General features: G+C 65.0%; 15 protein-coding genes. 13 read left to right on the top strand and 2 right to left on the bottom strand.

Annotated features, from left to right (window positions below; translation table 11 throughout):
* Positions 1–25: 25 nt before the first annotated feature.
* Complete coding sequence (gene xseA, locus G3574_RS05150; RefSeq protein WP_235953026.1) at positions 26–1390, bottom strand: exodeoxyribonuclease VII large subunit; 1365 nt, start codon at positions 1388–1390, stop codon at positions 26–28.
* Between the two features lie 416 nt (positions 1391–1806).
* Here xseA and G3574_RS05145 point away from each other — a divergent pair, with 416 nt between their 5' ends.
* The 11 genes from G3574_RS05145 (at position 1807) to G3574_RS05095 (ending at position 12901) form a co-directional block, all read left to right on the top strand.
* Positions 1807–2412 (top strand): MotA/TolQ/ExbB proton channel family protein, encoded by a 606-nt coding sequence (locus G3574_RS05145; RefSeq protein WP_163960929.1) that lies wholly within the window; start codon positions 1807–1809, stop codon positions 2410–2412.
* Positions 2413–2435: 23 nt separating this feature from the next.
* Complete coding sequence (locus tag G3574_RS05140; protein WP_163960928.1) at positions 2436–2867, top strand: ExbD/TolR family protein; 432 nt, start codon at positions 2436–2438, stop codon at positions 2865–2867.
* Between the two features lie 9 nt (positions 2868–2876).
* A complete protein-coding gene (gene lpxK, locus G3574_RS05135; RefSeq protein ID WP_407941619.1) occupies positions 2877–3890 on the top strand; it encodes a tetraacyldisaccharide 4'-kinase in 1014 nt (337 codons plus the stop codon).
* Positions 3871–4053 carry a Trm112 family protein gene (locus G3574_RS05130; protein WP_163960927.1) on the top strand — a complete coding sequence of 61 codons (183 nt, stop codon included), beginning with the start codon at positions 3871–3873 and terminating at the stop codon, positions 4051–4053. The genes lpxK and G3574_RS05130 overlap by 20 nt, the downstream gene beginning before the upstream one ends.
* Before the next feature lie 53 nt (positions 4054–4106).
* Positions 4107–4889 carry a 3-deoxy-manno-octulosonate cytidylyltransferase gene (kdsB, locus tag G3574_RS05125; protein ID WP_163960926.1) on the top strand — a complete coding sequence of 261 codons (783 nt, stop codon included), beginning with the start codon at positions 4107–4109 and terminating at the stop codon, positions 4887–4889.
* A gap of 147 nt (positions 4890–5036) precedes the next feature.
* The gene (gene adk / locus G3574_RS05120; protein ID WP_163960925.1) at positions 5037–5693 is read left to right on the top strand and encodes an adenylate kinase; all 657 of its coding nucleotides are present in this window, start codon (positions 5037–5039) and stop codon (positions 5691–5693) included.
* Between the two features lie 211 nt (positions 5694–5904).
* Positions 5905–8052 carry a sodium-translocating pyrophosphatase gene (locus tag G3574_RS05115; protein ID WP_163960924.1) on the top strand — a complete coding sequence of 716 codons (2148 nt, stop codon included), beginning with the start codon at positions 5905–5907 and terminating at the stop codon, positions 8050–8052.
* Between the two features lie 179 nt (positions 8053–8231).
* On the top strand, positions 8232–8990 hold the full coding sequence (locus G3574_RS05110; RefSeq protein WP_163960923.1) for a 3-hydroxyacyl-CoA dehydrogenase: 759 nt from the start codon (positions 8232–8234) through the stop codon (positions 8988–8990).
* A 142-nt stretch (positions 8991–9132) separates the two neighbouring features.
* Positions 9133–10971 carry a gamma-glutamyltransferase gene (ggt, locus tag G3574_RS05105; protein WP_163960922.1) on the top strand — a complete coding sequence of 613 codons (1839 nt, stop codon included), beginning with the start codon at positions 9133–9135 and terminating at the stop codon, positions 10969–10971.
* 114 nt (positions 10972–11085) lie between these two features.
* On the top strand, positions 11086–12300 hold the full coding sequence (locus G3574_RS05100; protein WP_163960921.1) for a patatin-like phospholipase family protein: 1215 nt from the start codon (positions 11086–11088) through the stop codon (positions 12298–12300).
* A gap of 127 nt (positions 12301–12427) precedes the next feature.
* On the top strand, positions 12428–12901 hold the full coding sequence (locus G3574_RS05095; RefSeq protein ID WP_163960920.1) for a cache domain-containing protein: 474 nt from the start codon (positions 12428–12430) through the stop codon (positions 12899–12901).
* An 87-nt stretch (positions 12902–12988) separates the two neighbouring features.
* Here G3574_RS05095 and G3574_RS05090 read toward each other — a convergent pair whose 3' ends face one another.
* A complete protein-coding gene (locus G3574_RS05090; RefSeq protein WP_163960919.1) occupies positions 12989–13351 on the bottom strand; it encodes a hypothetical protein in 363 nt (120 codons plus the stop codon).
* A gap of 253 nt (positions 13352–13604) precedes the next feature.
* Between G3574_RS05090 and G3574_RS05085 the strand changes: the two genes are divergently transcribed.
* Positions 13605–13979 (top strand): ribonuclease domain-containing protein, encoded by a 375-nt coding sequence (locus G3574_RS05085; protein ID WP_163961038.1) that lies wholly within the window; start codon positions 13605–13607, stop codon positions 13977–13979.
* Between the two features lie 4 nt (positions 13980–13983).
* A complete protein-coding gene (locus tag G3574_RS05080; RefSeq protein WP_235953019.1) occupies positions 13984–14439 on the top strand; it encodes a barstar family protein in 456 nt (151 codons plus the stop codon).
* The last annotated feature ends 15 nt before the right edge of the window (positions 14440–14454 follow it).

The following is a 14454-nucleotide window of genomic DNA, read 5'->3' as shown; positions in this document are numbered from 1 at the left end:
GCCCGGCATCGTCCGGGCCCGCGGCTCATTCCAGCAAGGGTTGCACGCTGGCGATGCCGACCTCCGCGCTACCCGCGGCAAGCTGCATGGTCACGAGCTCGCGCGGATGCAGCTGCTTCGGATCGCGCACGATCCTGCCCTTGGCATCGGTGATCATGGCGTAGCCGCGTTCCAGGGTTCGCTGCGGATTCAGCAGCTCGAGCTGGGCTTGCAGCGCATCCAGCGCCTGCCGGCGCTGCGCCAGTCGGACCGACAAGCCGGCGGCGAGGCGGCGGCCATGGTCGGCGATCCGGCCGCGCAAGGGCGCGAGGTCGGGTTGCCTGGCGGCCAGCCGTATCTCGAGCTGGCGCAGGCTGTGGCGCGCCTCGACCAGCGGCGTGCGCGTGGCATGGCCGAGGCGGGCCTGCAAGGCCTGCACTCTGAGCCGGTCGCGCGTGATGGCCGAGGCCGGGCTGACCAGGCGGCGCGACAGCCAGTCGATGGTCTGCGACGCATCCGACAGGCGGCGGCGCATGGCGCGGTGGATGTCATCGGCATGCGATTCCAGCAGCGCCAGCCAGGCATCGCGCGGGGCGGTCGCCAGTTCCGCCGCGGCGGTCGGCGTCGGCGCGCGCAGGTCGGCGGCGAAGTCGGCGATGGTGAAGTCGGTCTCGTGGCCCACGCCGGAAATCACGGGCATCGGGCAATCGGCGATGGTGCGTGCCACCACCTCTTCGTTGAATGCCCACAGGTCCTCGATGCTGCCGCCGCCCCGGCACACCAGCAGCACGTCGACTTCCTGGCGCGCGGCGGCGGTGGCGATCGCCTGCGCGATCTTCAAACCGGCTCCCTCGCCTTGCACCGCCGTCGGATACAGGATCACCCTGACGTGCGGCGCGCGCCGGCGCAAGGTGGTCAGCACGTCCCGCAGGGCGGCGGCCTGCGGGCTGGTGACGATGCCGATGGTACGGGCGAAGACGGGAATCGGCCGCTTTCTTTCCGAATCGAACAGGCCTTCCGCTTCCAGTTTTTCCTTGAGGCGCAGGAAGGCCTCGAACAGGTTGCCGATGCCGGCGCGCCGGATCGCCTCGACGTTGAGCTGGTAGTCGCCGCGCGCCGCGTACAGCGTGACCAGGGCGCGCACCTCGACCTTGTCCCCCTCCCGCGGCGTGAAGCCGGCGTGTTGCGCGCGGCCCCGGAACATCACCGCCCGCACTTGGGCGGCATCGTCCTTGAGAGTGAAATACCAATGGCCGGACGACGCGCGGGTGAAGTTCGAGATCTCTCCCGACACCCAGGCCAGCGGAAAGCTGCGCTCGAGCATCCGGGCCACCGCCTGGTTCAGGGCGGAGACGGTCAGCACCGCCGGCGCGGCCTCGGCGCCTTGTTCCGCTTCAAATTCGCGACTCAAGAGTTCTCCCTAAAACAAACATGTCCACAGGCATGCATGCGCTGACGCAAGCCGACACACTTATTTACAATCAAGGTTGATTCGTGCTAAGTGCTTGATTTTCTTATGACCAGGCGGGTGGGAATTTTTCCGGGTGGAATCGGAAAATTCTTACGAATCAAGCACTTTGCGAAAAGCCAAAGAAGTTGCGCACAAAGTTATCCACAAGCCTGTGTAAAACTTTTCGACAAACGTTCGCCGGGCCGCCGCTGCCGATCATGCCATTGTGGCCTTGCCCCGCGGGTCCCGACAGGATACATTCTGCATCCAAAGAATTTTTGCCGGACGGCTCCGCGCTGCATCGCCATCGACACGCGTGGCCGCCGGCGATCTTGCCGAACCACCGAACCACCGCCCAACGTTTCAAGGAGCTCGTTTTGCTCGCCATCATCCAGGCCGCCGGCTGGCCCATCTATCTGCTGCTGATCGCTTCCGTCATCGCCCTGGCGCTCATCATCGAGCGGCTATTGTACCTTCGCCGCAGCCGCATCCTCCCGCCCAGCCTGCTCGACGAAGTCATCCGGGTGTACCACAACGGCAAGACTACGCCGGAGGTGATCGCCAACCTCGAAGCCAATTCGCCGCTGGGCCGCGTGCTTGCCGCCGGCCTGCGCAACGTCAACGCGCCGCGCGACGTGATGAAGGAATCCATCGAGGAAGCCGGCGGCGCCGCCGCCCACGAACTCGAGCGCTTCCTGACCACGCTGGGCACCGTCGCCACCCTGGCGCCGCTGATGGGCCTGTTCGGCACGGTGGTCGGCATGATCGAGATCTTCGGCGCGCAGAATGCCGCCGGCACCAATCCCGCCCAGCTCGCGCACGGCATTTCCGTCGCCCTCTACAACACCGGCTTCGGCCTCGCGGTCGCCATGCCCGCGCTGGTGTTCTACCGCCACTTCCGCGCGCTGGTCGACAGCTTCGTGGTCGAGATGGAGCAGCAGGCCGTCAAGTTCGTCGATACCGTTCACGGCAATCGCAAGTAAGCTGAACAGGAAGAAACCGCGCCATGAATTTCCGCAAAGGCAAGCATCGCGAGGATCCGGAAATCAACCTGATCCCGTTCATCGACGTGCTGCTGGTGATCCTCATCTTCCTCATGGTCACGACCACCTACAGCAAGTTCACCGCGCTGCAGATCACCCTGCCGACGGCGGACGCCGAAAAGGCGATCGAGCAGCCGCTGGAAATCAACGTGGGCGTAGATGCGCAAGGACATTACGCCATCGACAACGCCCAGGTGGCGGCGCGCGATGCCGCCGCCCTGGCCGAAGAACTGAAGAACGCCGCCAACGCCAAGGGCCAGGGACGCAAGGACCCGGTCATCATCATCAATGCCGACGCCACCGCGGCGCACCAGTCTGTGATCAACGTGCTGGAAGCCGCGCGCCTTGCCGGCTTCGAGAAAGTCACGTTCGCCGCGCAGGCAGGCAAGAAGTAGCGGCCGGCCTTGCCCCGCGACGCCGACAAGCTCGAACACATCCTGATGCGCGCCTGGTCCAGGCGCGGTCCGCTGGCCTGCGCCTTGTGGCCGGCGTCGCTCGCCTTCTGCGCGCTCGCCGGATTGCGCAGGCGCGCCGCCCAGCCCCAGCGGCTTCCCGTGCCGGTCATCGTGGTCGGCAACATCTTCGTCGGCGGTACCGGCAAGACCCCGTTCACCATCTGGCTCGCCGGCAAGCTGCGCGACGCCGGCCTGCATCCGGGAGTGATTTCGCGCGGCTATGGCGCGGCGGCCGAGGGCGTGCGCGAAGTGCATCCCGGGTCTTCGCCCGCGGAAGCCGGCGACGAGCCGGTCCTCATCGCGCAGCGGGCCGCCTGCCCGGTGATGGTCGGGCGCCGGCGGGTGGAGGCGGGCAGGGCGCTGCTGGCGGCCCACCCCGAGGTCGACGTCATCGTGTCCGACGACGGCCTGCAACACTACGCGCTGGCGCGCGATGTCGAGATCGTGATCTGCGATGCGCGCGGCAATGGCAATGGCCTGGTGCTCCCCGCCGGCCCGCTGCGCGAGCCGCCCGGCCGCAGGCGCGACTTCACGGTCTACAACGCCGAGTCGCCGCCGCCTGGCATCCCGGAGCCGGCCTACCGCATGCGGTTGGAAGGCGACCGGGCGGAGCGTCTTTCCGATCCCTCGCAATCGCTGCCGCTAGCCTCGCTTCGTGCCAGGGAGCATATCGTTGCCGCCGCGGGCATCGGCAACCCGGCGCGGTTCTTCGGCATGCTGCGCGGCCATGGCATCGCCTTCCGCGAACTGCCTTTGCCGGACCATTTCGATTTCGGGAACGATCCCTTCGCCGGCGTGCAGGCCGAGATCATCCTGCTGACGGAGAAGGATGCAGTAAAATGTAGGCGAATCGACACGTTGAGAAACGATCCGCGCCTGTGGGTCGTGCCCGTGTCGGCGCGCATCGACGATGCGCTCGCTGAACGAATCCTGGAGAAATGTCGTGGACGCCCGACTGCTTGACATCCTTGTCTGCCCCATCTGCAAGAGCCCGCTGGAATACAACAAGGCCGCGCAGGAACTCATCTGCAACGCCGACAAGCTGGCCTATCCCATCCGCGACGGCATACCCATCATGTGGGCCGACCAGGCGCGCGACCTGAACGCGCCGCCCGCCGCCAAGTAGGCCGCACGGCCGCCATTGCGGCCATTGCTTTCTTACTTATTCGCTGCTCACCCATGACCTTCACCGTCATCATTCCCGCGCGCCTGGCATCCACCCGCCTGCCCGACAAGCCGCTGGCCGACATCGCCGGCAAGCCCATGGTAGTGCGCGTCGCCGAACGTGCCGCCCTGTCCGGCGCGAGCCGGGTGGTGGTGGCGACCGATCATGCCGACATCCTCGCCGCCTGCGAGGCGCACGGCGTGCAGGCGCGCATGACCCGCGCCGACCATCCCTCCGGCACCGACCGCATCGCCGAGGTGGCTGCCGCCATGCAATTGGCGCCGGATGCGGTGGTGGTCAACGTGCAGGGCGACGAACCCCTGATCGATCCCGGCTTGATCGCCGCGACCGCCGCGCTGATCGGCGCGGACGTGCCGATGGCGACCGCCGCGCATCCCATCGGCAGCGCCGAGGACGCATTCAATCCCAACGTGGTCAAGGTCGTGCTCGACAAGGCGGGCAGGGCGCTCTACTTTTCGCGCGCGACCATTCCCTGGCACCGCGACGGCTTCGCCCGCGACGCCTCTGTCCGCGATGCCGGCGCGCTCCCCGACGGCTACAGGCCGCTGCGCCACATCGGCCTGTATGCCTTCAGCAATGCATTCCTGCAAGCGTACCCCGGACTGGCGCAATCGCCGCTGGAACGCATCGAAGCGCTGGAGCAGCTCAGGGTGCTCTGGCATGGTTATCCGATCGCTGTGCACCTCACGCCGGATGCTCCCGCCTCTGGTGTCGACACCCCCGAAGACCTGGCCCGCGTGCGCCTGCATTTCGCTCAAGGAAACGCGAAGAATTGACAGGAAAACACCGATCCGGTGAAATTCTGTGGTAAGTTTCATGCAAAGTTCGTGTGGTAAAAAGCATGTCTCGGACCGGTCAGGAGCGGTCCCCCATCGCGGCACCAGACCACGGCAAAAGAATCTAAACTTGTTAGGAAACCCCAAATGCGCCTCATCCTTCTCGGAGCGCCCGGTGCCGGTAAAGGCACCCAAGCCAATTTCATCAAGGAAAAGTACAACATTCCCCAGATTTCCACGGGCGACATGCTGCGCGCTGCCGTCAAGGCCGGCACGCCGCTGGGCATCGAAGCCAAGAAGGTCATGGACGCCGGCGGCCTGGTTTCCGACGACATCATCATCGGCCTGGTGAAGGACCGCCTCAAGCAGTCCGATTGCGCCAACGGCTACTTGTTCGACGGCTTTCCGCGCACGATCCCGCAGGCAGACGCGATGAAGGAAGCCGGCGTCGCCATCGACTACGTGCTCGAGATCGACGTGCCCGACGAAGCCATCATCGAGCGCATGAGCGGCCGCCGCGTGCACCAGCCGTCGGGCCGGACCTATCACGTGAAATTCAATCCGCCGAAAGCGGAAGGCAAGGACGACGTCACCGGCGAGGAACTCATCCAGCGCGACGACGACAAGGAAGCGACGGTGCGCAAGCGCCTGGCGGTGTATCACGAACAGACCGAAGTGCTGGTCGGGTACTACAACAAGTGGGCGCAGTCCGGTCAGTCGGGCGCACCGAAATACAGGAAGATTTCCGGGGTAGGGCCCGTAGATACGATCCGCGACAAGGCGTTCGCGGCCCTAGCCGAGTAAGTTACTAACAAAGCGGACCTTGTGTCCGCTTTTTTCATGGCGCGTGACCCAGGCCCCATGCCATCGCGCCAGCAGCAAGCAGCAAGCAGGTTCTCGAATCCGGTAGCGCAAAGTTGTTGCAGTACGTCGTCGGGGTCGACGCAGGCAGTCTGGCCGTCCTCCGATTACGTGGTTGTTCTAACTAAGTCGTATACAACATGGAGGAGTCGAAATGGCAACAGGCTTGTGGATAGCCGTGGCATGCGGCATCATCGCCGTGATCTACGGACTGGTATCACGCAGTTGGATTCTCGCGCAGGATGCCGGCAACGCCCGCATGCAGGAGATCGCCGCCGCGATCCAGCAGGGCGCCGGAGCGTATCTGGCGCGGCAGTACAAGACCATCGGCATCGTCGGCGTCGTGCTCGCCATCCTGATCGGCGTCTTCCTCGACGTCACCACCGCCATCGGCTTCATCATCGGCGCCGTGCTGTCCGGCGCCTGCGGCTTCATCGGCATGAACGTGTCGGTGCGCGCCAACGTGCGCACCGCGCAGGCGGCCACCCGCGGCATCGGCCCCGCGCTGGCGGTGGCCTTCCGCGGCGGCGCCATCACCGGCATGCTCGTCGTCGGCCTCGGCCTGCTGGGCGTCACCCTGTTCTACTGGTTCATCACCAATGGCAAGACCATCGACGCCGGCACGCTCAAGCCCCTGCTGGGGCTGGCCTTCGGCTCTTCCCTGATCTCGATCTTCGCGCGCCTAGGCGGCGGCATCTTCACCAAGGGCGCCGACGTGGGCGCTGACCTTGTAGGCAAGGTGGAAGCCGGCATCCCCGAGGACGATCCGCGCAACCCGGCCGTGATCGCCGATAACGTTGGCGACAACGTCGGCGATTGCGCCGGCATGGCCGCCGACCTGTTCGAGACCTACGCCGTGACGCTCATCGCCACGATGACGCTCGGTGCGCTGATGGTCACCGGCGCGGGCACGAACGCGGTGATCTACCCGCTGGTGCTCGGCGGCGTGTCGATCATCGCTTCCATCATCGGCTGCAGCGTGGTCAAGGCCTCGCCCAACATGCGCAACGTCATGCCCGCGCTCTACAAGGGCCTGATCGTGGCCGGCGTCATTTCGCTGGTGGCGTTCTACTTCGTGACCACCTGGCTGTTCCCGCAGGCGATCACGGTGGCCGGCGGCAAGACGGTCAGCGCGATGGCATTGTTCGGCGCCTGCGTGGTCGGCCTCGTCCTGACCGCGCTGATGGTCTGGATCACCGAGTACTACACCGGCACCGACTACAAGCCGGTGCAGCACGTGGCGCAGGCCTCGACCACCGGCCATGGCACGAACATCATCGCCGGCCTCGGCGTGTCGATGAAATCCACCGCCTGGCCGGTGCTCTTCGTGTGCGTCGCCATCGGCGTGGCATTCGCGCTCGGCGGCCTGTACGGCATCGCGGTGGCCGCCACCGCCATGCTCAGCATGGCCGGCATCGTCGTGGCCCTGGACGCCTACGGACCCATCACCGACAACGCCGGCGGCATCGCCGAGATGGCCGAACTGCCCGACAGCGTGCGCGACATCACCGACCCGCTCGATGCCGTGGGCAACACCACCAAGGCCGTGACCAAGGGCTATGCCATCGGTTCCGCCGGCCTCGCCGCGCTGGTCCTGTTCGCCGACTACACCCATGCCCTCGAAGGGCGCGGCATGCACCTGCGCTTCGACCTGTCGGACCACATGGTCATCATCGGCCTGTTCATCGGCGGCCTGATTCCCTACCTCTTCGGCGCGATGGCGATGGAAGCCGTCGGACGCGCGGCGGGCAGCGTGGTGGAAGAGGTGCGCCGCCAGTTCCGCGACATCAAGGGCATCATGGAAGGCACCGGCAAGCCGGAGTATGGCAAGGCGGTCGACATGCTGACCACCGCCGCCATCAAGGAGATGATCATCCCCTCGCTGCTGCCCGTGGTCGTGCCCATCCTGATCGGCCTGCTGCTCGGACCGGCAGCATTGGGCGGCCTGCTGATGGGCACCATCGTCACCGGCCTGTTCGTGGCGATCTCGATGTGCACCGGCGGCGGCGCCTGGGACAATGCCAAGAAATACATCGAGGACGGCCATCACGGCGGCAAGGGCTCCGATGCGCACAAGGCGGCGGTGACCGGCGATACCGTCGGCGATCCCTACAAGGACACTGCCGGTCCGGCGGTCAACCCGCTCATCAAGATCATCAACATCGTCGCGCTGCTGCTCGTCCCGCTGCTGCCGATGATGAGCAACACCACCGCCTCCGCGCCCGTCGAGAAGCCTGCGCCGGTCGTGACAAGCGCGCCCGCCGGCGCCACGGTCCAGGCGGAGAGCGGCGCCGCCAAGTAATTCCGGCTTCCCGCGGAAAGGCAGCTTCGGCTGCCTTTTTCCTTTTCGGGTCGCCGCGGTGTCGGAAACGCTTGAAAAATTCGCTACAATGCCTGCTTTGACGTTAACGTAAACGTCATGCCGCAGGGCATGACGCCCGCCCGCCCCATTCCACTTCAACCTTCCACAGAGAGGACAGCATGCAGATTCAGAACAGCGTATTCATCATCACCGGCGGTGCATCGGGACTTGGCGCGGCAACCGCCCGCATGATCGCCGAACAGGGCGGCAAGGTCGTGCTGGCCGACGTCCAGGTCGAGCCGGGCGAAAAGCTGGCCGCCGAGCTGGGCGGCAAGTTCCTGAAATGCGACGTCACCTCCGAAGCCGACGGCAAGGCCGTCGTCGACGCCGCGGTCGCCATGGGCACCCTGCGCGGCCTGGTGAACTGCGCCGGCGTCGCCCCGGCCGTCAAGACGGTCGGCAAGGACGGCCCGCATCCGCTAGACGTCTTCCAGCGCACGGTCAACATCAACCTGGTCGGCACCTTCAACATGGCGCGTCTCGCCGCCGATGCGATGGGCAAGACCGAAGCGACCGCCGAAGGCGAGCGCGGCGTGATCATCAATACCGCCTCCGTCGCCGCCTATGACGGCCAGATCGGCCAGGCCGCCTATGGCGCGTCCAAGGCGGCCGTGGTCGGCCTCACGCTGCCGATGGCGCGCGACCTCTCGCGCAGCGGCATCCGCGTCATGACCATCGCCCCCGGCATCTTCGAGACGCCCATGCTGCTCGGCATGCCGCAGGAAGTCCAGGATGCGCTGGGCCGCATGGTGCCGTTCCCGCCCCGCCTCGGCCGTCCCGCCGAGTATGCCCACCTGGCGAAGACCATCATCGAGAACACCATGCTGAACGGCGAGACCATCCGCCTGGACGGCGCCATCCGCATGCAGCCGAAATAAGGTTCCTCGAGCTGCGTTCTGAGGCAGCTCAATGATCGTCCGGAATCCGGTACGCCAGGACGGCCGGGCAGGGCGCCGGGCATGACATACCTTGTCATCCCGGCTACACTGTCCGGCTGTCCTTTCTTCTTCCGGAGACGCGATGAGCACCACAAGAATAACGCCTGCCCTCCTCATTTCCCCGCTGCTGCTTTCCGCCCTGCTGGCTGGATGCGCCTCCACCACCCGGCAGGCCGCCGCACCGGCGCCTGCGCAGGCTCCCGCCAGCGCGCCGGCCACCGGCATGCAGGCGCCGGAAGCCGCCAGCGGCTACGCCGAGAAGGCGGGCGTCACGGCGCGCAAGTTCATGGTTGCCACCGCGAACCCCCTGTCGACGGAAGCCGGCTACCAGGTGCTGCGCGCGGGCGGCAGCGCCATCGACGCCGCCATCGCCGTGCAGATGATGCTGACCCTGGTCGAGCCGCAATCGTCGGGCATCGGCGGCGGCGCTTTCCTGATGTACTACGACGGCAAGGACGTCAAGGCCTTCGATGGCCGCGAGACCGCGCCGGCCGCCGCCAGCGAGCGCCTATTCATGACACCGGAAGGCAAGGCCATGCCTTTCATCGAAGGTGTGGTGGGCGGCCGCTCGGTCGGCGCGCCCGGCGTGCTGCGCATGCTGGAGCTGGCGCACAAGGAATACGGCAAGCTGCCCTGGGCCAGCCTGTTCGAGCCCGCGATCCGGATGGCGGAAGAAGGCTTCCCGGTCAGCCCCCGCCTCAACACCTTGCTCAAGTCCGAGCAATACCTGAGGAAGGATCCGGCCGCCGCTGCCTATTTCTACGACAAGGATGGCAATCCCTGGCCGGTCGGCACCCGCCTGAGGAACCCGGAGCTGGCGAAGGTGCTGCGCGAGATCGCGCTCGGCGGCGCCAACGCGTTCTACAACGGCCAGATCGCGCGCGACATCGAAGCCAAGGTCAAGAGCCATCCCACCAATCCCGGCCTGCTGACCGCCGCCGACATCGCCGGGTACCATGCCAAGCAGCGCGACGCCATCTGCACCGACTACCGTGCCTGGATCATCTGCGGCTTCCCGCCGCCGTCCTCCGGCGGCATCGCCATCGCGCAGATGCTGGGCATGCTCGAAGGGCGGGACCTGCGCGCGCTCGCGCCGCGCGACGGCCAACTCACGGTGGAAGGCGTGCACCTCTTTTCCGAGGCAGGGCGGCTGGCCTATGCTGATCGAGGCCGCTACGTCGCCGACACCGATTTCGTTCCGCTCCCCGGCGGTACCCTGCGCTCCCTGCTCGACAAGACCTACCTGACGCAGCGCGGGGCGCTCATCACCGAGACGTCGATGGGTCAGGCCAAGCCGGGAACCCCGCCCGGGGTCACCCATGTCGCGCTGGGGCAGGACACCTCGCCGGAACTGCCGTCGACCTCGCACATTTCCATCGTCGATTCCAAGGGCCAGGCCATCTCCATGACCACCACCATCGAGGACCAGTTCGGTTCGCGCCAGATGGTGCGCGGCTTCCTGCTCAACAACCAGCTCACCGACTTTTCCTTCGATGCCGCCGATGCCAACGGCCCGATCGCCAACCGCGTCCAGCCCGGCAAGCGTCCGCGCAGCTCGATGGCGCCGACGCTGGTATTCGACAAGGCCACGCGCAAGCTGGTGCTGTCCACCGGTTCGCCCGGTGGTTCGGCCATCATCAACTACGTCGGCAAGGTCCTGGTCGGCACGCTCGACTGGGGCCTCGACGTGCAGAAAGCCATCAGCCTGCCGAACTTCGGCAGCCGCAACGGGCCGACCGAACTCGAGCAGGGCAGGGTGTCGGACGCCCTCGTCGAAGGCTTGAAGGCAAAGGGGCACAACGTCCGCTTGATGGAGCAGACCTCCGGCCTGCAGGGCATCATGCGCACCACCGTGGGCGGCGAACAGGTCTGGTTCGGGGGCGCCGATCCCAGGCGGGAAGGCAGCGTGAAGGGCGATTGAGTTCGCAAGGAACGTCGGGCATACGCGTTCCTCCATTCGGCAATGGCGTTGCGCCGGGACCAATCGGCGCACACACGCATTTCCAAACCGGCTCGCCCTCGTTATAGTGGGCGAATGGGAGAAAGGCAAAAAACAGGCTTGGTCTTGAGCGGCGGCGGCGCGCGTGCAGCCTACCAGCTCGGCGTGCTGCATGGCGTGTCGGCCATCCTGCAGGGAAGCGGGCGCGATCCGGCCCGCAATCCCTACGACATCATCTGCGGCACCTCCGCCGGTGCGCTCAATGCCACGGCGCTGGCCTGCCGGGCCGACAACTTCGGCGAAGGGCTCGACCAGGTGATGCAGGTATGGCGGCAATTCACCGCCGACCAGGTCTACCGCGCCGACTCGCTCGGCGTGATCCGCTCGGGTGCGCGCTGGCTGTCGCTGCTGTCCTTCGGGTGGCTGCTGCGAAAGTGGCATGCGAATCCGCCCAATGCCCTGCTCGACAACACGCCGCTCGTCACCCTGCTCAACCGCATGCTCGACTTTCCGCGGCTCGATGCCGCCCTCGCCGGCGGACACCTGCATGCGCTTGCGGTCACCGCGTCCTCATACAGCGCGGGCCAGCACATCACCTTCTACCAGACCGACGCCAACATCGAACCCTGGGTGCGGACGCAGCGCATCGCCATGCGTAGCCAGATCGGCGTCGAACACCTGCTTGCCTCCTCCGCCATCCCGCTGATCTTTCCCGCGACGCCGCTGTATTGCAACGGCAGGCGCGAGTATTGCGGCGATGGATCGATGCGCCAGCTTGCGCCGATCTCGCCAGCGATCCATCTCGGCGCGGACAAGGTGCTGGTGATCGGCGCCGGCAGGCTCTCGGAAAAACCGCGGGACATCGGCGGGCATGCCGCCTATCCCTCCCTTGCGCAGATCGCGGGCCACGCCATGTCCAGCATTTTCCTCGACAGCCTGGCGGTGGACATCGAGCGCATGAACCGCATCAACCGCACCCTGGCCATGCTGACCGAGGAGCAGCGCCGGTCCACGCCGCTTCGGCCGATCGACATGCTCGTGATCGCGCCGTCGGAACGGCTGGATGACATCGCCACACGCCACCTGCATGCCTTGCCCCGTTCCATGCGCGTGCTGCTGGGCGGCATCGGCGCGACCGAGGCACGCGGCTCGGCGCTGGCGTCCTACCTCCTGTTCGAATCCAGCTATACAAGCGAGTTGATTGCCCTCGGCATGCGCGACGCACTTGCGCACCGGAAAGAGGTGCAGAGGTTCTTTGGCGTCCGCGAGAAAGCGGAAGACAAGCCGGCCGTGGAAAGTTCGATGGCTTGATGATGGGTGTCATTTTTGCCAATCGAAGAGAAAAAGACGTCCCATAAAGTTGCCGTGAAGAAATTCATGTGGATATACTCATGTCTGCCTGCGTCGCAGGCCTGATACACAATCAAGGAAGAGACACATGAAAAAGTTTATCGGCATCGCCAGCCTCGCTATCGCTGGCTTCATCGCTGCCGCCCCGTCCTGCGTGGTGGCAGCCAACGATAAAGGCACCCCCGAGGAAGCCACCGCGCTCGTCAAGAAGGTCATCGCCTACTACAAGGCAAACGGACCGGAAAAGACCTTCGCCGCGATCAACGCGCAAAACCCGGATTTCAAGGCGAAGGACATGTACATTTTCGGCGGATGGGCGAAGGATGGGCAGCCCCTGCTGTCGCATGGCGCCAATCCCAAGATGGTCGGCAAGGAAATGTCCGCACTCAAGGACGCGGATGGCAAGCCCTTCGCGAAGGAGATCGTGGACGTGGCGCAGAAGCAGGGCAAGGGCTGGGTGGACTACAAGTGGCCGAACCCGGTCACCAAGGTCATCGAGGCCAAGTCCACCTACGTGGAGCGTGTCGACGACTACTATTTCGCCTGCGGCATCTACAAGTAAGCGGCGAATCGGGCAGATGAAAAAACCCCGGCATCGCGAGATGCCGGGGTTTTTCATTGTGGGGCAGGAGAGCCCTGCCTCGCTGGATCAATCCTTCCAGTGGCCGTAGGCGTGGCCACGGCCATGATGATGCTTGTGGTACCACCGCTCTTCCACCACCACCGGCGCGCCATACTGGACGTAGGCGCCAGGCTGCACGTAGACCGGCGACGGCCGGACGTAGACCGGGCGGGGCTGGACATAGACGGGAGCCGGCTGGACGTAGACCGGGGCAGGACGGGTATAGACGGGTTGTGGCGCATAGACCACGGGGGGCGGACTGTAGACCGGTGCCGGGGTACCGAGGGTGACGGACCAGCCGACATCATTGGCGCTGGCAAACGGGACGGCACAAAGAAAGGCCAAGCCCAGGATGGGCTTGATGGATAGACGTTGGATCTTGGAAATCATGAGGTTCTCCTCGCAAACACTGCTAAGTATTAAACGACAAATGGTTTAAATGGACGACAAGGAAGTGCGTTGATTTCCGTAAGTTTTGCAACAAATTGTGAACTGGAAATCCCGTCCCTGATCCATGCTTTGATTGCGAACTGGCAACCCTCCTACCACAAATCTTGTTGCTTTGCACATCGCAACACGTTACCCTACGTCTTCGCGTTTCCACCCTTGTTATAACCATAATTCATCTGGCAAGGCCATGATGATGAAGACACTTTTCTCGACGTCCCGCATTCTTTTCCTGTTCACGCTGCTGCTCGCGTTCCAGGTCTTTGCCAGGGATAAATCCGGACTGGATGTGATTCCCGTCCGCGAATTGCCGTCCGAAGCCCGCCTCACGCTCGAGCGCATCAGGCAGGGCGGGCCGTTTCCCTATCCGAAGGACGGCGTGGTATTCGGCAACTATGAAAAGGCCTTGCCGAAACAGAAACGCGGTTATTACCACGAATACACGGTAAAGACCCCCGGTGCCCGGAACCGCGGCGCCCGGCGCATCGTCGCCGGCGGCGATCCGGTAACTTCCGGTGAGTATTACTATACCGATGACCACTATGCGACCTTCAGGCGCATCATAGAGTAACCCCATGCGAATCGAGTCCCTCCACGAATCGTCGAAGCTTATTGCCCATGCCGAGGAAGACATGAGCCTGTTCAAGACCGTACCGCCCAACGTGGTCCAGTCGATCCGCGCCTTCCGCGTGACCGACCTGCAGGAAGAAGCCGCCCGTCTCGGCCAGCATTTTCTCTATGCCTGGTGCGCCGACGCCGCCACCAAGCAGCAGGTCCTGGCCCGCATCGCCCAGGCCTTCCATTTTCCCAAGCACTTCGGGAAGAACTTCGATGCCCTGGCTGACTGCCTGACCGACCTGACCTTCGAGGCGGGGCCCCAACCGGGATTCCTGATCGTCATCGAACAACTGCCCAATACCCCGAAATTCGACCGCGAAGCGCGTGAAACCTTGCTCGACGTTTTCCGGGACGCCGCCGATTTCTGGGCAGAAAAGAAAATTCCCTTCCGCGTGTTCTACTCCTTCCAGTAAGCCGGCGCGGAGCGA

The organism is Noviherbaspirillum galbum, assembly GCF_010974945.1.
Classification (GTDB): Bacteria; Pseudomonadota; Gammaproteobacteria; order Burkholderiales; family Burkholderiaceae_D; genus Noviherbaspirillum; species Noviherbaspirillum galbum.
This window is presented reverse-complemented; position numbering and strand designations above follow the sequence as displayed.

Coding starts and splice junctions, on each gene's coding strand:
- G3574_RS05140 (WP_163960928.1), top strand. CDS start 2,436: ATGAATTTCCGCAAAGGCAAGCATCGCGAGGATCCGGAAATCAACCTG.
- kdsB (WP_163960926.1), top strand. CDS start 4,107: ATGACCTTCACCGTCATCATTCCCGCGCGCCTGGCATCCACCCGCCTG.
- adk (WP_163960925.1), top strand. CDS start 5,037: ATGCGCCTCATCCTTCTCGGAGCGCCCGGTGCCGGTAAAGGCACCCAA.
- G3574_RS05115 (WP_163960924.1), top strand. CDS start 5,905: ATGGCAACAGGCTTGTGGATAGCCGTGGCATGCGGCATCATCGCCGTG.
- G3574_RS05110 (WP_163960923.1), top strand. CDS start 8,232: ATGCAGATTCAGAACAGCGTATTCATCATCACCGGCGGTGCATCGGGA.
- ggt (WP_163960922.1), top strand. CDS start 9,133: ATGAGCACCACAAGAATAACGCCTGCCCTCCTCATTTCCCCGCTGCTG.
- G3574_RS05100 (WP_163960921.1), top strand. CDS start 11,086: ATGGGAGAAAGGCAAAAAACAGGCTTGGTCTTGAGCGGCGGCGGCGCG.
- G3574_RS05095 (WP_163960920.1), top strand. CDS start 12,428: ATGAAAAAGTTTATCGGCATCGCCAGCCTCGCTATCGCTGGCTTCATC.
- G3574_RS05090 (WP_163960919.1), bottom strand. CDS start 13,351: ATGATTTCCAAGATCCAACGTCTATCCATCAAGCCCATCCTGGGCTTG.
- G3574_RS05085 (WP_163961038.1), top strand. CDS start 13,605: ATGAAGACACTTTTCTCGACGTCCCGCATTCTTTTCCTGTTCACGCTG.
- G3574_RS05080 (WP_235953019.1), top strand. CDS start 13,984: ATGCGAATCGAGTCCCTCCACGAATCGTCGAAGCTTATTGCCCATGCC.